12 protein-coding genes are annotated in these 18407 nt (G+C 65.7%); 8 read left to right on the forward strand and 4 right to left on the reverse strand.

What is annotated here, in order from left to right:
* Positions 1 to 23: 23 nt before the first annotated feature.
* The 8 genes from ACZ5AC_RS09000 to ACZ5AC_RS09035 all read left to right on the forward strand — a co-directional run bounded on the left by ACZ5AC_RS09000 (position 24) and on the right by ACZ5AC_RS09035 (position 13793).
* The gene (locus ACZ5AC_RS09000; RefSeq protein ID WP_464247287.1) at positions 24 to 1916 is read left to right on the forward strand and encodes an efflux RND transporter periplasmic adaptor subunit; all 1893 of its coding nucleotides are present in this window, start codon (positions 24 to 26) and stop codon (positions 1914 to 1916) included.
* Positions 1917 to 1926: 10 nt separating this feature from the next.
* Positions 1927 to 4074, forward strand: a complete 2148-nt coding sequence (locus tag ACZ5AC_RS09005) for a peptidase M50 (RefSeq protein WP_464247288.1) — start codon at positions 1927 to 1929, stop codon at positions 4072 to 4074.
* Positions 4067 to 6064 (forward strand): preprotein translocase subunit SecA, encoded by a 1998-nt coding sequence (locus ACZ5AC_RS09010; RefSeq protein ID WP_464247289.1) that lies wholly within the window; start codon positions 4067 to 4069, stop codon positions 6062 to 6064. Before ACZ5AC_RS09005 ends, ACZ5AC_RS09010 begins: the two co-directional genes overlap by 8 nt.
* Before the next feature lie 13 nt (positions 6065 to 6077).
* Entirely contained in the window at positions 6078 to 6815 is a 738-nt protein-coding gene (locus tag ACZ5AC_RS09015) for an efflux RND transporter periplasmic adaptor subunit (RefSeq protein ID WP_464247290.1), read from the forward strand.
* A 243-nt stretch (positions 6816 to 7058) separates the two neighbouring features.
* The gene (locus ACZ5AC_RS09020) at positions 7059 to 9557 is read left to right on the forward strand and encodes a PAS domain-containing hybrid sensor histidine kinase/response regulator (RefSeq protein WP_464247291.1); all 2499 of its coding nucleotides are present in this window, start codon (positions 7059 to 7061) and stop codon (positions 9555 to 9557) included.
* A 121-nt stretch (positions 9558 to 9678) separates the two neighbouring features.
* Complete coding sequence (locus ACZ5AC_RS09025; RefSeq protein ID WP_464247292.1) at positions 9679 to 11973, forward strand: diguanylate cyclase domain-containing protein; 2295 nt, start codon at positions 9679 to 9681, stop codon at positions 11971 to 11973.
* A 234-nt stretch (positions 11974 to 12207) separates the two neighbouring features.
* Positions 12208 to 13230, forward strand: coding sequence for a TerC family protein (locus tag ACZ5AC_RS09030; RefSeq protein ID WP_464247293.1), 1023 nt, complete (start codon positions 12208 to 12210; stop codon positions 13228 to 13230).
* Positions 13231 to 13298: 68 nt separating this feature from the next.
* The gene (locus ACZ5AC_RS09035) at positions 13299 to 13793 is read left to right on the forward strand and encodes an acyl-CoA thioesterase (protein WP_464247294.1); all 495 of its coding nucleotides are present in this window, start codon (positions 13299 to 13301) and stop codon (positions 13791 to 13793) included.
* 23 nt (positions 13794 to 13816) lie between these two features.
* On the opposite strand, the gene ACZ5AC_RS09040 is transcribed toward ACZ5AC_RS09035, so the two are convergent.
* From ACZ5AC_RS09040 to ACZ5AC_RS09055, 4 genes are read right to left on the reverse strand one after another with little or no spacing between them, the layout of a single operon-like run.
* A complete protein-coding gene (locus tag ACZ5AC_RS09040) occupies positions 13817 to 14473 on the reverse strand; it encodes a potassium channel family protein (protein ID WP_464247295.1) in 657 nt (218 codons plus the stop codon).
* Positions 14474 to 14490: 17 nt separating this feature from the next.
* A complete protein-coding gene (locus ACZ5AC_RS09045) occupies positions 14491 to 15858 on the reverse strand; it encodes a TrkH family potassium uptake protein (RefSeq protein WP_464247296.1) in 1368 nt (455 codons plus the stop codon).
* Positions 15855 to 16439: a hypothetical protein gene (locus tag ACZ5AC_RS09050; RefSeq protein WP_464247297.1), complete on the reverse strand. Its 585-nt coding sequence runs from the start codon at positions 16437 to 16439 to the stop codon at positions 15855 to 15857. Before ACZ5AC_RS09050 ends, ACZ5AC_RS09045 begins: the two co-directional genes overlap by 4 nt.
* The gene (locus tag ACZ5AC_RS09055) at positions 16440 to 18269 is read right to left on the reverse strand and encodes a sensor histidine kinase (protein ID WP_464247298.1); all 1830 of its coding nucleotides are present in this window, start codon (positions 18267 to 18269) and stop codon (positions 16440 to 16442) included.
* Positions 18270 to 18407 lie beyond the last annotated feature (138 nt).

Genomic DNA, 18407 nt, shown 5'->3' on the forward strand with positions numbered 1-18407 from the left:
CGGCCCGGGACGGGACACAGCCTATGACCCTGACGGATGTGCACGGCGCCTCCAATTCTCCCGGCGCGGTCCCCTTGCAGGGCGACGCCCGGGACAACGACCTGTGGCGGCGGTTCGCCGAGGCCGCTACGCAGGGGGAATTCGCCGAAAGCTGGCTGTCGTTGCAGTGCACCATGGTAGCGGGCGTCCGCAGTGCCCTGCTGCTGCTCGGCACCCCGGACAAGGGCCCCTTTTTCCCCGCCGCGGTCTGGCCGGCCCCCGACTTCGACGTGAACCATCTGGTGCCGGCCGCCGAGCGGGCCCTGAAGGAACGCCGCGGCTTCTTGGCCGAACATCAACCAACCGGCAGGAACGGCGGCCCCCCCGCGAGAACGGTCCATATCGCCCACCCCGTCACGGCCCTGGGCAAGCTTCACGGCGCAGTGGTCCTGGAAGTGCCCGGACAAAGCGATGACCGCATTCAGGATGTCATGCGCCGGCTGCACTGGGGCACGGCCTGGCTCGAGGTCATGGTCCTGCGCGCCGATGCCAAGGCCGCGTCCCAGACCAACGACCGGCTGCGCAAGGTACTCGACTCGGTGGCCGACACACTTGAGCACGACAGGTTCCAGGGCGCGGCCATGGCCTTCGTGACCAGGCTCGCCACCATGCTGGAGTGCGAGCGGGTCAGCCTGGGCTTCATTGGACGAGGCCGGCTGCGCATCAGCGCCCTGTCCCACAGCGCCGAGTTCGGCGAGCGGGCCAACCTGACTCGGGCCGTGGAAGGGGCCATGGAAGAGGCCACGGACCAGCAGTCCCTGGTTGTCTTCCCGCCTCCCCCCGACGCCCCGCCCCTAGTGATCGTCGGACACGACGCCTTGGCCAGGCAGTTCGGCGCCGGAGCCATCTGCACCGCGCCCCTAGGTCCCGACGACGCTCCCTACGGCGCCCTGTGTCTCGAATTCCCCGCCGGCAGGGACCCGGAACCGCAAATCATCGAACTTGTCAGGACCATCGCGGCCCTAGCCGGACCCATCCTCGGCACCAAGCGCAGCGAGGACCGCTGGCTCGCGGCCAAGGCCGCCGAAAAAGCCGCCAGGGGATTGGGCATCCTGTTCGGGCCCCGTCACCTGGCCCTCAAGTTCTGCGGGCTCGTGCTATGCATCCTGGCCGCGGTTCTGTGGTTCATGGAGGGCACCTACCGGGTCAAGGCTCCAACGGTCCTTGAGGGGCAAATCCAACGCAGCGTCTGCGCGCCTTTCAACGGATACATCGCCGAGGCCGTGGCCCGAGCCGGGGACGTCGTGCAGGCCGGGAGCGCGCTCTGCATCCTTGACGACAGGGACCTGCGTCTGGAGCATGCCAAGTGGGTCGCCCAGCGGGAGCAGCTCCTCAAGGAGCACCGGGGGGCGCGGGCCAAATTCGACCTTGCCCAGGTCAGGATCACCGAGGCCAAGATCAACCAGGCAGAGGCCGAACTGGCGCTGGTGCAAGAGCAACTGACGCGGGCGCGCGTCACGGCCCCCTTCGACGGGGTGGTCATGAGCGGAGACCTGAGCCAGTCCTTGGGCGCACCGGTCGAACGGGGACAGATCCTCTTCGAGGTTGCGCCCCTGGACGCCTACAGGGTCATCGTGCAGGTCGACGAGCGCGACATCGGCGACATCGAGGTCGGCCAGCAGGGGCAGCTCGCCCTCCCCTCCCTTCCGGGAGAGCTCTTCCCGCTGACCGTAAGCACCATTACTCCCGTCCTCACGGCCAAGGAAGGGCGCAACTATTTCCGGGTGGAGGCGCAGGTCCAAAAAGTCTCGAACAGGCTGCGTCCCGGCATGGAGGGTGTGGGCAAAGTTGAGATCGGGAAGCGCCGCCTGATCTGGATCTGGACCCACGAGATGGTCTACTGGGTACGCCTCAAGCTCTGGTTCTGGCTGCCGTGAGGAGGGCCCCGTGAAATCCTCGCTCTACAGCCCGTCGTGGTATCGCGTCGCGAGCCTGAAGCCGCGCCTGCGCAGTCACGCGCAAATCCACCGTCACACGTACCGCGGCGAGCCGTGGTACGTGCTTCAGGACCACACCTCGGGACGGCACATGCGCTTCACGCCCGGCGCCTACCAGCTCATCGGGCTCATGAACGGCGAACGCTCGGTCCAGGACATCTGGGAGATCGGACGCCTGCGTCTGGGCGAGGACGCCCCGACGCAGGAGGAGATGGTCCGCATCCTGAGTCAGCTGCACGGGGCCGATGTGCTGCAGTGCGACGTGCCGCCCGACATTTTTGAACTGCAGCGAAGGCACGAGAAACGACGAATCGGCAGGCTGACGCAGAACATCCGCAACCCCCTGTCCATGCGCTTCAAACTCCTGGACCCCGAACCAATCCTGGTGCGCTTCCAAGGCGTCGTCAGACCGTTTTTCGGATGGACCGGGGCACTGCTCTGGCTGGTTGTGGTGGCCTGGGCAGCCTTCCTGGCCGGCGTGCACTGGCCGGAACTGACCGAGGACGTCACGGACCGGGTTCTGGCACCGGGGAACCTGCTGCTGATGTGGGTCATCTTCCCGATCCTCAAGGCCTTCCACGAGTTCGGCCACGCCTTCGCCGTCAAGCGTCTGGGCGGCGAGGTGCACGAAATGGGCATCATCTTCCTCGTCTTCACCCCCATCCCCTACGTGGACGCGTCTACGGCTTCGGCCTTCCGCGACAAGTGGGAAAGGGCCTTCGTCGGTGCAGCGGGCATGTTCGTGGAACTCTTCATCGCGGCCCTGGCGATGTTCGTATGGGTCGGAGTGGAGCCCGGACCCGTGCGTGCCGTGGCATACAACGTCATGCTCATTGCCGGCGTGTCGTCGCTGCTCTTCAACATCAACCCCCTGCTGCGTTACGACGGCTACTACATTGTGGTGGACCTGCTTGAAATCCCCAACCTCGCCCCACGGGGCATGAACTACCTGACCTACCTCGTCCAGCGCCGACTCTTCGGCATGCAGGACGCGGAACCTCCCTGGGCCACGACCGGAGAGAAAGCCTGGTTACTGGTCTATTCGATTGCGGCCTTCTTCTACCGAATCTTCATCTACGTCTTCATCGTCCTCTTCATCGCCGAAAAATTCTTCTTTGTCGGCGTGCTTCTGGCTGTCTGGGCCGCAACCAGCATGTTTGTCCTGCCGCTTTTCAAGGGGCTGCGCTTCCTTGTCGCCTCGCCGCGTCTGGGACGCCGCAGAGGACGGGCCATGGTCGTGAGCATGGGGGCGGCCGCCATCATCGCAGCCGCCGTCTTCCTCGTGCCGGTTCCTCTGAGCACGCGGACTGAAGGGGTCATGTGGGTGCCTGAGGAGTCCTTCGTGCGCGCCGAAGCTGAAGGCGTCGTGGAGCGCATCGTGGCCAAGCCGGGCAGCCTGGTGTCCCCGGGCGAACTGCTCGTGCAGTGCGCAGACCCCTTCCTGCCCGCCCGCATCCGCGTACTCGAAGCCCGTTACGAAGAACTGAAGACCCTGCACGGCAGTCAGATCCTCGAGGACAGGCTGAAGGCCCAGATCACGGCCGAGGAAATGGAGCACGTGGCGGGCCAGCTCGACGACGCGCGGCGTAGGGCCGACGAGCTGATGGTCTACAGCGCCATCGGGGGCAGGTTCCTGGTGCCCGAACCGGGCGACCTGCCCGGTCTTTTCGTTCGGCGGGGCGAAGTGCTCGGCTATGTTGTCGAACCGGCCACGGTCACGGTGCGGGTGGTCGTGTCCCAGCCGGACGCGGATCTGGTGCGGGCTAGGACCAAGGCGGTGGAACTCAGGCTGCCGGACAGTTTTTCGCAGATCACCGAAGCCGCCCTCAAGCGCGAAGTGCCGGCCGCCACGGACCACCTGCCAGGCAGGGCATTGGGACAGACCGGTGGCGGTTCCGTGGCCATCGACCCGCGCGACGAAATGGGCCTGACCGCGTTCCAGAAAATGTTCCTGTTCGACGTCGAACCCCCATCGGCCCGCTGGACCCTGAACATCGGAGGACGCGTCTACGTCCGCTTCGACCATGGCCATGAGCCCCTGGTCTGGCGGTGGTACCGCGCCCTGCGGCAACTTTTCCTGACGAGGTTTCATGTCTAGGGACACCGCCAACGCCCTGATCTCGGCCGGAATCTACCCGGAGCGGGAGGAAAGACGTGAGAACTGGCTCGACCGCCTGGAGACCGGTCTGTCCGCCTTGGTGGCGCCATGGGTACGTCCGGGACGGGGGCGTTTCGGAACAAGCATGATTGGTCGCATCGACCACCACGGGGCGGAGATCGGGCGTCTTACGGACCCCGAAATCAGGCAGACCGGGCGCGAGATCGGCATGACCCTGCGCATGGAGGGCCTGCGGGACGACGCAGTGGCCCGGGCCTTCGCTTTGGTCCGCGAGGCCGCGTCCCGCCGGATCGGGATGCGGCATTTCGACGTACAGCTGTCCGGCGGCCTGGTGCTCCTCAACGGCATGGTGGCGGAAATGGAGACCGGCGAGGGCAAGACCCTGACAGCCACACTCCCAGCCTGCACCGCGGCCCTGACTGGGACCCGCGTGCACATCATCACGGTCAACGACTATCTGGCCGGGCGCGACGCCGCCCTGATGGGTCCGATCTACGAAGCTCTGGGACTGACCGTGGGTGTCGTCAGGCAGGGCATGGACCCGGCCGCGCGCCGAGCGGCCTACGCCTGCGACGTGACCTACTGCACGAACAAGGAGGTGGCCTTCGACTACCTCAAAGACCGTATCGTCATGTGGGACCGCCCAAGCCCCATGCGGCTGCAGCTCGAACGCCTGTACGGAGAAAGCTCCCGGGCCAACCGGCTGCTTATGCGCGGCCTAAGTTTCGCCATCGTGGACGAGGCGGACAGCGTGCTTATCGACGAGGCCCGAACGCCCCTCATCATTTCCACCGACCCCGGGGCCTCGACCGCCCAGAACGTCTACCGTCTGGCTCTCAATCTGGCCGCGTCTCTCACGGCCGGGGATGATTTCAGCATCTCCGAGAGCGAACGAAACGTGGAGCTACGCGACCGCGGCAAGGCCAAGACCGAAGGCTTCGACTGGGCCGAGGCCCGCGCATGGACCAACCCTCCGCAGCGCCAGGAACTGGTCCGGCAGGGACTCTCGGCCCTGTATCTCTTCGAGCGCGACAAGCACTACCTCGTCCGCGACGGCAAGGTCCAGATCATCGACGAGTACACGGGGCGCCTGATGCCCGATCGATCCTGGGAGTTGGGCCTTCACCAACTCATCGAGATCAAGGAGGGCTGCGATCCCACCAGCCGCAAGGACACCCTGGCGCGAATAAGCTACCAGCGATTCTTCCGCCGCTACCTGCGTCTGGCCGGCATGACGGGTACCGCCCGTGAGGTGGCCCGGGAGCTGTGGTCCATCTACCGTCTGCGCGTGGTCCCCCTGCCCACGAACCGCCCCCTTCGACGCAAGGGCCTTCCGAGCCGGGCATTCGACACCGAACGCCGGAAATGGGAGGCCGTGGTTGGAACCATCGGGCAGATCCACGGCAGCGGGCGGCCGATCCTGGTTGGCACGCGTTCTGTAGGCTCATCGGAACTCTTGAGCGGCCTGCTCAACCGGGCCGGACTGCCCCACAGGGTGCTGAACGCCGAGCAGGACCGCCAAGAGGCCGAGATCGTGGCCCAGGCCGGTCAACGCGGCCAGATCACCGTGGCCACGAACATGGCCGGCCGGGGCACGGACATCCGCCTAGGCCCCGGCGTGGCCGAATTGGGCGGACTGCACGTCATCGCCTCGGAACGCTCCGAGGCTGGCCGCATCGACCGACAGCTCTTTGGGCGCTGCGGCCGACAGGGCGATCCCGGCACCTTCCAGTCCGTGCTTTCTCTAGAGGACGAACTGATCACGACCCACGTGAAGACATTTCTGCGCTGGCCCGCGGCGGCCCTCCTACGCTCGCCCCTGCCCCTCGGCGGACAATGGGCGTGCGGGCTGCTGGCGCTTATGGCCCAGCGCTCGGCAGAGCGGCTGCATGCGCGGCTGCGCCGCAACCTCTTGAGGCTGGACACCCAGATGGAGGACGCCTTGGCGTTCTCGGGCCGTCTGGAATGAAGCGGGGGATACCATGAAACGGACATTCGTGCTTGCGGGGATGGTCTTTGCGCTGGCCGTGGCTACGGCCCACGCCTTCCAGGCCGACGGGCTGATCACGCCGTTCCAAGTGGTGCATGTTGGAAGTCCCCAAGAGGGGGTCCTGGCCACGGTCGGCTTCGACCGCGGCGACACGGTCCGCAAGGGCCAGGTGGTGGCGACGCTGCATTCCAGCGTGGAGAAGGCTGCCATGGAGCTAAAAAGGGCCCAGAAGGATTTTGCCCAGCGCAAGATGGACCGCATGAACCCGCTCTATCGCAAGGATGTCATCGCGGCCAACGACATGGACGAAGCCGAGACCGAAAAGGCCCTCGCCGAAGCCGACTACAGGTATTCCTCCGAAATCGTCAAACGCCTTGAAATACGGAGCACCATCGACGGGGTGGTCGTGGAGCGCTACATGTCTCCGGGGGAATACGTCGAGAACCGGCCTATCCTCAAGCTGGCCCAGATCGACCCCCTGTGCGTGGAGGTCATCCTGCCGTCGGAGATGTACGACACGGTCGCTGTGGACATGAAGGCCGAGGTGCTCCCGGAAAAACCAGTGGGAGGACGGCACGAGGCGACGGTGACCATCGTAGACCGCGTCATCGACGCGGCGAGCGGCACCTTCGGCGTACGCCTGACCCTGCCCAACCCCGATCATGCCCTGCCCGCCGGTCTCAAATGCACCGTGGTATTCCCCGGGCACGAAAAAGCCGAGGTCGACTGAGCACCACGCGGCCGTCTGGTATCTGGTCTGCATGGACGAGATGGACCTCATGGACGAGATGGACAATATGGACGGGTGCATGCGTGGTCCATGAGGTCCATCTCGTCCATCCCATCGGCTTCTCACCGCCCTTGACCGCAACCCCCGCCATCTGACACACATTGACCATTGAGGAAATCGCCCCGGCAGACACCCAGGCAGGGCCGGCGCCTTCCGGCCCCGTAACAACCACAGACCGGAACCATGAACGATTCTTCCGCGCCGCCCCCCTCTTCCCGCCTCGAGCAGGATCTCATCGCCGCACGCGCGCGCATCGCCGAACTGGAAAACCAGCTCCGCAACGCCCGGACGCGCCACGCCACGCCGGCCATGGACGGGTCCGGACCGAACGCGGCCGTCTACCAGTCCCTGGTGGACAACCTCCCCCTGTCGATCATGACCTTCGACCGCGACGGGCGCGTCACCTTCGTCAACCGGTTCCACCTGGAAACCTTCGCCAGGGGGCGGCTCGGGCCGCAATTCTTTCTCGGCCGCCATCTGACTGAACTGCCCGGGCTGGTTTCGGCCGGGCTGCGGGACGAACTCGAAGGGCTGGTCCAGGGCCGGACCCTGGCCCTGGAGAGCGTCTTCATCCCGCACCTTTCCGCCGGAGGCTCGGCCTGGCAGAGCGTCCGGGGCATTCCCCTGCATGACGCGGGGCAGGTCTGCGGCGGCATCCTCATCCGCGAGGACGTCACCGGGCGCAAACTGGCCGAGAGCGCGCTCAGGGAAAGCGAGCAGCGCCTGCGCATCATCGCCGACAACACCCACGACTGGGAATACTGGCGGGGCCCGGACGGCAAGTACGTCTGGGTTTCCCCCGCCTCGCGCGAGATCACGGGCCTGGCCCCCGATGTCTTCCTGGGCGACTTCGGCCTGCACATCCGCTCCGTCATCCACCCTGACGACCGACAGAGCTGGCTCTCCCACCTCGACGAGGCCGATGCCACGCGCCCGGCCCACAGGGAAATGGAGTTCCGCATCGTCAGGCCCTCCGGCGAAGTCGTATGGGTCAGCCACATCTGCAAGGCGATCTACGACGCCGACGGCAAATACCTCGGCAGGCGCGGCTGCAACCGCGACATCACGGCCCGGAAACAGGCCGAGACCGAACTGCAGGCGACCCTGACCGAGCTCTCGGCCGTGCACAAGAGCGCCCCGGTCGTCATGATGCTGTTCGACGAAGAGACGCGGGTCCGCAAGCTCAACCGCGCGGCCATGGAGTTCATCGGCCGCAGCGAGGAGGACACCCTGGGCCTGCGTTGCGGCGAGGTACTCGGCTGCCCGAACCACGCGAAGACACCGCAGGGATGCGGGTCCGGCCAGGCATGCCCGGTATGCTCCATGAGCGGCGTCATCCGGGACACCTTCGCCGACCGGCAAAGCAGGCAGAACGTGGAGTTCTGGCTGCTGCGCGAAGAGCTCGGGGGCGGGGACCGTTGCCTGCTGCTCAGCGCGGACTACCTGGAGGTGCAGAACGAGCCGCGGGTCCTGGTCTGCGCCCTGGACATCACCCGGCAGAAGGCCGTCGAAGAGAGCCTGCTGCGCGCCAAGGAGGAGGCCGAGGCCGCCAATCGCGCCAAGTCGGAATTCCTGGCCAACATGAGCCACGAGCTGCGCACCCCGCTCAACGGCGTCATGGGCATGATGCAGCTCCTGCAGACCACGCGGCTCGACGAGGAGCAGGACGAGTTCGTGTCCATGGCCCTGCGCTCCTCGGACCGGCTGACCCGGCTGCTCTCGGACATCCTCGACATCTCGAAGATCGAGGCGGGCAAGGTCGAAATCGTGCACGAGTCGTTCAGTCCGGCGGAGCTGGCCGAGTCCGTGTCCGACCTCTTCAGCCTCGCGGCCCGGGAAAAGAGCCTGCCGCTGAGCTGCTCCCTGCACCCCGACCTTCCGCCGCGCCTCCTGGGCGACGCCGCCCGCGTGCGCCAGATTCTCTTCAACCTGGTGGGCAATTCCCTCAAGTTCACGGAGTCAGGCGCCATCACCCTGGAGATGACTCCCCTCGGTTCGCCACAGGACGGCGCCCTGCGCGTCCTCTTTTCCGTGCACGACACGGGCATCGGCATCCCCGCCGACAAGTTCGGGGAGCTGTTCAAGCCCTTTGTCCAGGTCGAGGGCTCCTACACGCGCAGGTACCAGGGGGCCGGGCTGGGCCTGGCCATCGTCAAGCGCCTGGCGGAACTCATGGACGGGAACATCTTCGTCGAGAGCGAACCCGGCAGGGGCACCTCGATGCATGTGGTCCTGCCCTTCGGGCTGCCCACCACCACGCAGGTCGATATGCCGGCCCGCTCCCGGATCGGGGAGACGCGTCCGGGGCTGCGCATCCTGGTGGCCGAGGACGAACCGTCCAACCAGTTCTACATGCGACGGATCCTGGAGAAGGCCGGGCACTGCGTCGTTCTGGCGACAAATGGTCGCCAGGCGGTCGATGTCTGGAAGGGAGGGGACTTTGATCTGATCCTCATGGACATCCAGATGCCGCTCATGGGCGGGACCGAAGCCGTCAGGCTGATCAGGGCGGAGGAGGCCCGAACCGGCAGGGCCCCGGTCCCCGTCGTCGCCCTGACCGCCTACGCCATGCCCGGAGACCGCGAAAGGTTCATGGCTCTGGGCATGGACGATTACATCGGCAAGCCGGCCGGCATCGATGCACTGACCGCAACCATCGCCAGGGCCTGCGGCCGGCCCTGACGCCTCCTTCCCCCGCGTGGCGGAAGTGCCGCGCCGGCTTCCATGATGACACGTACTTCGATGTCTGGTATTTTTTAGTTGAAAAACGTGTAACGGGGGCTGATGGGACGGGAGGCACGCCATGCCCGGCAAGCCGGATACATTCCGCACAGAATGGGCCACCTTCGCGGTCTGCGCCTGCATTCTGGCAGCCGTCCTGATCTACGAGAATCAGCGCGAATTCACCTCCGTCAAGACGCGGGAAGAGGAGCGCCTCGCCGCCGTGGCCTCGGTCGGCGAGTACATGGTCGTGACCCAGCTCGAAAAGATCGACGCCACCCTCGACAAACTCCGGGACGCACTCCCCCCTCCCATACTCACGCAACGCCTCCGTGACCGCTCTGACGCGCTTTCGACCGCGGCCAGGCTCAAGATTCTGGCCACCGCCATGACCAGCGTCCGTTCCCTGGACATCATCGACTCGTCGGGCGCGATCCTCGCTTCCAACTTCGACGAGCATGTGGGCCAAAACACCGCGGAACAGGAATATTTCACGACTCCCCGCGACCGGCCGGACGACGACGTCCTCTATATCAGCAGCCCCTTCAACAGCTCTCTCAGCGACCTGAACGTCAACATCACGAAATGCCTGACCGCACCCGACGGCTCCTTCGCCGGCCTGGTCACGGCCTCCCTCGACCCGGAGTTCTTCCGGGCCATCATGGCCGCGGTGCTGTACGCTCCCAATTCGTGGGCCCGACTGGTCCACGGCGCGGGTACGGTCCTTCTCTGGGTACCGGCCAGAGAGGGAATGGTCGGCAAAAATCTGGCGATCCCGGGCACGTTCTTCACGCGGCACCTCGAGAGCGGACTCACGTCCTCCCTGTTCGAGGGAAAAAGCTACGCCGCGAACGAAGAGTCCCTGCTCATCCTGCAGACGGTGCAGTCGCCGACCCTGAAGCTCAGCCCCCCGCTCGTCCTGGGCGTCGGCCGGGACACGCGCGCCGTGTTCCAGTATTGGCGCAACAACGTTCGCGTCTCCATCGCCCTCTTCGCCACCGTCTTCCTGGCCGGCGCCGCCGCCCTCTTCGGCTCGCAGCGCTGGCGCCGCAAGACGCGGCTCCATTCCGAGCGCATGGGGATCGAACTGCAATCCGTCCGCACGGAACTCGAGAGCTTCTTTTCCATCTCGCCGAACATGCTCATCATAACCGACCTGCAGGGAGTCTGCCTGAAACTCAACCCTGCCTGGGAAAGGGCCATGGGGTACCCGTCAGGGGAACTGGAAGGGAGGCAATGCATCGAATACTTCCACCCCGACGACATGCAGGCGGCTTTCGATACCCTGGCCGACATCGCCGCCGGCAGGACCGTTTCCGACTTCGTGGCCAGATTCCGCAACAAGAACGGTTCCTACCGCTTTCTCGAATGGTCCGCGGCAAGCCACGGCGGCCTGGTCTACGCCGCGGCCCACGACATCACCGGGCGCAGGGAGGCCGAGCGGCATCTGCACGAACTGGCCTACCATGACCGTCTGACGGGGCTCCCCAACCGGACGCTCTTCTTCGACCGCCTGTCCCAGGCCTTGTCAGGCGCCAAACGCAACCAGAAGCCTCTTGGCATCCTCTTCATTGACCTGGACGGCTTCAAGAAGGTCAACGACGAGCACGGACACGACGCGGGCGATACGGTCCTGAAGACCGTCGCAGAAAGGCTCGTGGAAACCGTGCGGGCCACCGACACCGTAGCCAGGATGGGCGGCGACGAGTTCGTGATCATCCTCCACGAACTCGAAGGCCGGGACGGAGCCAATGCCGTTGCGCGGAAAATCCTGGCCGCCGTGACTCCGGACATTCCCCTGTCCGAAACGCTGACGTGCTCCGTGGGGTCCAGCATCGGCATTAGCCTCTACCCCGAGCACGGCGCCGACATGGACAGCCTGCTCATGGCCGCGGACATGGCCATGTACCTGAGCAAGAAGAAGGGCCGAGGCGGCTTCGCCTTCGCAGGGGAAGCCCGCCAGCCCGAAACCGGGGTCACGCTGAGCGAAACCCACGTCGTGGGCGTGACGGAGATCGACCAGCAGCATGCGGAAATGGCCGCGCTGGTCAACAAATTGTGCGCGACCCAGCGGGACGGGGACAACCTGGTGGGCGAGACCCTTTTCAAGGTGCTCCTGGCGTACACCGAATACCATTTCGCCACCGAACTCGGGCTCATGCTCCAGCACGGCTACCCGGACCGCAAGGCGCATGACGCGGAGCACGAACGGCTGGTTCTGGAACTGCGCCGCTTCGGCCCGGAAATGGGCGACAAGGACGTTCAGTTCCTGCGCGACTTTTTCAGAACATGGCTCCTGGAGCACATTCTGGAGCACGACAAGGCACTCGCAGCGTTCCTGCGCGGACTGCAAACATCAGCAGAGGCCGGGACCTGAAGCCCGGCGCCGGCAACAGCGGAAAGGGAGCCGGCCCTTGACGGGACCGGCCGTCATGGATAGATGGCACGCTTTACGACGAAGGGGAGTAGCTCCTCCAGGCCCGGTCAACATCACTGGCGCGCACGCGCTTGGCCCGGCCGTCGGTGACCCGCCGATGAGCAAGACCTTCAGCATCGCACATGCTGGAGGTTTTTTTGCGCCTCCAGCACATTCTCAACCACTGGAGGTTTCATGAACACGCTTCTGCTCTGGGTCGTCTTCCACGTCTTCATCATCGCCCTGCTGGTCTTCGATCTCGGCGTGGTCCAACGCAGGGACCAGGAGATGAGCGTCCGCACGGCGCTGTGGCTCAGTCTCGGGTACATCGTCCTGGCCCTGGCCTTCGGCGCTGGGGTCTTCCACTTCAAGGGCGCCGAAGCCGGCTACGAGTTCCTGACGGGCTACTTCATCGAGAAGAGCCTGAGCATCGACAACATCTTCGTCTTCCTGCTCATCTTCCTGCACTTCTCCGTGCCCCGCCACGCCCAGCGCAAGGTCCTCGTCTACGGCGTCATCGGCGCCCTGGTCATGCGCGCCGTGCTCATCTTCGCCGGTGCCGCGGCCATCGCCTCCTTCCACTGGCTGCTCTACGTCTTCGGGCTCTTCCTCATCGCCTCGGGCGTCAAGATGCTCGTCGCCATCAACCAGGAGCCGGACATGTCCCGCAACCGCATCGTGCGCTTCATGCGCAGCCGGTTCCGCGTCACGGACGAGTACGTGGGCGAAAAGTTCTGGGTCCGCCGGGACGGCCTGTGGTACATGACGCCCATGTTCATCGTCCTGGTCATCGTCGAGACGTCCGACGTCATCTTCGCCCTGGACTCCATCCCGGCCATCCTGGCCGTCAGCAACGACACCTTCATCGTCTACTCGTCCAACGTCTTCGCCATCCTGGGGCTGCGCGCGCTGTTCTTCGCCCTGTCGGACATCGTGCACCGCTTCCACTACCTGAAGTACGGCCTGTCCCTGGTCCTGATCCTGGTGGGCGCCAAGATGCTCCTCAACACCTGGTTCGGGACCAAGGTCGTATCCACGGAGATGGCCCTGGCCATGACCGCGGCCCTGATCGGCGCGTCCGTGCTCTACTCCGTCTACCGCACCAGGCGGCCCTCGACCGAGGAGGCCCGCAAGGCCGTGCGCTGGTGGATACCCGGCACCCCGGCCAAGGAAACGGCCTCTGCCGACGCGGCGGTGAAGGCGGACGAAGCGAACTGAGTTCGCCCGCCCATGGGGGAGCCGCCCACGATTCGACAACGGGAAGGGGTTGCTGATAGGGAGGGAAAATGCCGGAACGCAACCCCAACCCGGCCGCGCCCGCCCGGGCCGCGGCCGCACCGCGAGGAGAGTCCATGTCAGAGCTCGACAGAACGGGGCGACAGCCCAAGGGCCACCTGGTCCTGCGCACCCTGGCCATGCCCAGGGACACCAACCCCAGCGGCGACATCTTCGGCGGCTGGATCCTGGCCCAGATGGACGTGGCCGGGGGGCTCATGGCCTCGGAGATCTCCAAGGGCAGGACGGTCACCGTCAGCGTGGAGAAGATGTCCTTCGACAAGCCCGTACGCGTCGGCGACACCATCTGCGTGCACGCCGAACTTCTGCGCGTGGGCTCTTCGTCCATGGACATCAAGCTCGAGGTCTGGGCCAGGCAGCTGGTGGACGCCTACGAGGCCGAGCGCCAGCTCGTGACCGAGGGCGTCTTTCGCTACGTGGCCGTGGACGAGAACCGACGCCCGCGCAGGGTGCCGGACAACCCGCTCTTCTTCACCAGGGACTAGCCGGATGAGCGTGCGCCACCGGACTACTTGAGCTCCTTGATCCGGCGGATGTCCGCGGACTTGCCGAGCATGAGGAGGATGTCGCTGTCCTTGATGACGTAGTCCGCGGGCGGGACGAGTACGAAATTCTCGGGCACGAGTTCCTTGATGGCGATGACGTGCACGTTATACCGCGCGCGAAGGTTCAGCTGGATGAGGGACTTGCCGATGAACTCCCGGGGGGCGCCCACCTGGATCATGTCGAACTCCTCCGCCAGCGGGATGAAATCGAGCACGTTGGGCCGGGAGAGGTTGCGGGACACGCGAATGGCCATATCGCGCTCGGGATGGATGATCTCGGTGGCACCCATGCGGCGCAGAATCTTGGCGTGGTCGTCGTCGATGGCCTTGGCCAGGATCTTCTTCACCCCGACCTCCTGCAGGTACAGGCAGATGAGAATGCTGTTGCTGATCTTGGTCCCCGTGGAGACGATGACGCCGTCCGTCTCCTCAAGGCCCAGGGACTTGACCGCCTCCTTGTCCGTCGCGTCGAGGACCATGGCCTCCGAGCAATGGGGATCTATGGATTGGACCCTGGCCCGGTCCGAGTCGATGGCCAGCACCTCGTTGCCGTCCTCAAAGAGCGCCTTTGCGGCATGAAATCCGAAATTGCCAAGGCCGATCACCGCAAACCTTTTCATATGCTTGAACCTCTTTTCTAGCCGATCATCAGGTTTTCTTCGGAATACTCGACGCCTCTGGCAGGGCCCGCGCCGACGACGATGTAGGTGAAGGTCAGCACGCCGACCCGCCCGACGAACATCATGCAGGTGATGACCAGCTTGCCCCAGGTAGTCAGGGACGGCGTGATTCCCATGGACAGCCCCACGGTGCCGAAGGCCGACACGGTCTCGAACATGTAGGACAGGAAAGACCCGTGCGGCGTGGCCAAGGCGTTCTCGGCCACCGCATCCCCGACCAGGAGCAGGAACACGGCCAGTCCGATGATGCTCAGGGAAACCAGGACGAGGGATACGCTGCGGGTCACGGTCTCGTTGGGAACGCTCTTGCGGAACATGTTGACGCGCGGGCTTTTGCGGACACGGCAAACGGTGAAGGCGGCCAGCAGCGCCAGCGTCGTCGTCTTGACGCCGCCGCCGCACGATCCCGGGGACGCGCCGAAGAACATGAGGAAAAGCATGAAGGTCAGGGTGGCGTCCTGCAGGGCGCCGATGTCCACGGTGTTGAAGCCGGCCGTCCGGCAGGTGATGGACTGGAAGACCGGTGCCAGGAACTTCTGCGCCGGCGGGCCTTCCGGCAGCGAGCCGTGCATTTCGAGCAGGTAGAACATCACGGAGCCGCCCGTGATGAGGATGAGCGTGGTCCAGAGCACGACCTTGGTCTGCAGGGCCAGCCGCCCCCTGGCTCCCTTGCGGCCGGTCGCCCAGGCCTGGAGGTCGTAGAGCACGGGAAACCCGATGCCGACGACGATGAGGGCGCAGACGGCGAAGTTGAGCAGCAGGCTTCCGCTGTAGCGCATCAGATTGTCTGGGAACAGCGCGAAACCGGCGTTGCAGAATGCCGAGACGGAATGAAAGACGCCGTAGTACGCCGCCTTCGCCGCAGGGAACTCGGCCAGCCAGTGCGTCGTGAGCAGGAGCGCGCCCACCGCTTCCACGCCGAGGGTGAAAAGGATGACGCTGCGGACGAGCTTGGCGATGTCCTCCCGCGGCGTGTGCGTGAAGACGTCCTGCATGGCCATCCGCTGGCGGATGGAGACGCTGCGGCCGAGCCAGTTGAAGAGGGCCACGGAAATGGTCATGAGCCCCAGCCCCCCGACCTGGATGAGGCCCATGATGACGATCTGGCCGAAGAGCGTGAAGGTGCCCGCGGTGTCGACCACGGTCAGCCCGGTGACGCACACGGCCGAGGTCGCGGTGAAGAGGGCGTCCACGGCGGCGATGCGGCCATCGCGGGTCGCCGCGGGCAGCATGAGCACCAAAGTGCCGACGAGAATGACGAGCAGGAAGCTGGTCAGGACCAACGCCGCGGGGTGCATCTTCAGCATGCGGGAACGGAAGGTCATGCATCGCACCTGGGGGTGAGAAACTGCCCGCACTGCGCATGGGACGCCGTCTCGCAGCACGATCGCAGACGTTGCGGCCCGAGGACCATCCTGTTCCTGTACGCCCCGCACACGGTCAGTTCGGTCCGCGCGTTGATGGCGCTGTAGTTCAGGAAGGGGCAGACCAGCGCCAGCTGTCGTTCGAGGCTGTCTTCGGCGCCAAGGCGCATGACCGCCTCCTCGATCCCGGTGGCGTCCAGCCTTCCGAAATTCATCACGGCGACGAAATCGGCCCCGTTGCGGCGAAAGCTCTCCAGCAGCATGCGATGACGATGGGACACGACCGCCACCACGCGGCAGACGCGGACGGACCGTTTCAGCATGCCGACGAGATCCGGCAGCGCGAACCTCTGGGCCTGCTCGTTGCTGCCGGCCACGACGGCGACGGTGGACTCGCGGCCGCCGGCCGTCCGCTCCAGGCACTGCATGGTGCTGAAGGCGCAATCCTCCGGGGACGCCTCCCCGACGACGCCGGCCGGGTCCACGAGAAGCAGCTTCCCGCCCCGGACCACCGGACACCCGCATGTTTCCGCGTGATTCATTTACGACTCCCTGAACACCTTGGGCAGGGTGAAGATGAACGTGCTGCCCCGCCCCGGTTCCGATTCGACCCAGATCGTGCCGCCGTGGGCGCGCACGATCTCCTTGCAGATCGCAAGCCCGAGGCCCGAGCCCTCGCTCTCCCCGTCCCCGACCTGCACGAACTTCTGAAATATCCTGGCCTGATCCCCCTGCGGGATGCCCGGCCCGTCGTCGGCCACGGCCAGGCGGACCCAGGCCCCGTCGTCGTGCGCCCTCAGCGCGATGTGCCCGCCGCGGCCGACGTAGCGCAGGGCGTTGGAAACGAGATTGCTGAGCACCCAGGCGATCTTGTTGGCGTCGGCCCGGACCGACGGCCCGTCCCCGTCCATCTCCCGGCGCAGCGACACGTCCTTCATGTCCGCCTGGCTCCTGAAGACCGCCTGCACGTGCGAAAAGAGCGTCCCCACCGTCACCGGCTCGAACTCCATCTCGATCCGGCCGGCCTCGATCCTGGAGAGGTCCAGCAGGTCGCTTACCAGCGACTTCATGCGTCCCACCTCCTCGTGGGCGGCCAGGAGCAGCTCCCGGTCCTTCTCGGCCAGGCTGCCGGAGGCGTGTTCGAGGAGCAGGGCCACGCTCATGCCTAGGCTCGTCAGGGGCGTGCGCAGCTCGTGGGACGCGGCCATGATGAAGTCGTTCTTGAGCTGTTCGGCCTGCTTCAGCCGGGTGATGTCCCGCAGCAGCAGGACCGCTCCCGACAGGTTCCGCCCGCTGCCGATGCCCGTCACGGAGAAGAGGTAGTGCGCCGTGCGCCCCTCCCCCTTCAGGTTCAGGATCCGCTCCTCGTCGGGCAGGCTCGGTGGCGAGCCCGCGCGGACCGTCTCACGGATCAGGTCGCAGACCCTGGCATCCGGCACCACGTCGGCGCAGCCCACGGCGTCCGGCTCGGCGGGGAGCCCGAACAGACGCCGTGCCGCCGGGTTTAGGCCCGTGACCCGCAGCTGCGTGTCGAAAATCACGAGGGAGTCCTCGATGCTGGCCAGCACGGCCTCTCCCTTGTCCTTCTCGGCGATGATCTGCTCGATGTTCATGGCATGGTAACGCCCCACCTGGGTCGCCATGCGGTTGAACTCCCCGGCCAGACGGCTCAGCTCGTCGGACCCGCCCACCGGGACCTGCACCGCGTAGTCCCCGTCCGAGATATGGCGCGAGGCCTCCATGAACCGCCTGATGGGCCGCACGATGCGGTCCGCCAGGACCATGCTGAACACCAGGGCCACGCCCAGGGACGCCGCGGCCGTGAGGGAGGTGAACCAGATGGCGCCGCGCGCGACCTCGCCCGCCCTGAGGCTGGCCCCGTACATGGCCTCCTCGTTGAGGAGGCGCAGCCTGACGCAGGCGTCCCTGACCCGCGTGAACAGCGGCGAGACGTCATGCATGTAGCCCGACGCGTCCGGAGCGCCGGACGCGGGGAGCGCGGCGGCCAGGGCCTTGAAGGCCCTCCGGTAGGCCTCGTAGTCGCGCTCGATGCCCTGCAGCAGCTCGCCCTCACCGCTGATGGTGACATTGTCCCTGGCCTTGGCCAGCCATTCGAGGAAGGAGGCCTCGTTGCTTCGAAAGAGCTCCGCCCCCTCCCCCTGCCCCAGAAGCATGAGGAGGATGGCGCTGTCCTGGCGCTCGATGGTGTCCACCATGTTTTCCGCGGCCAGGATACTGCGGTAGTTCTCGCTCAGGATGGCCTCGGTGGCCCTGCCCAGGGAGACCAGGTTGACCACGACCAGGGTGACGACGAGGCCCATGAAGGCGAAGGAAAGGCCGTAGCCGAGAAGAATCTTCTGTTTGAGCGTCATCAGTTGTCCTCCGCACCCGACCCGATGAAAGCAAGGGCCAGGCCAAACATATACTTTTATATTTCGTATAGTTGAAAGAAAGAACCAGGGAATGGGATTGCAGTTTGCGCGATACGGGAATTTGGAACCTTGCATTGT

The organism is Desulfomicrobium aestuarii (genome assembly GCF_055385525.1).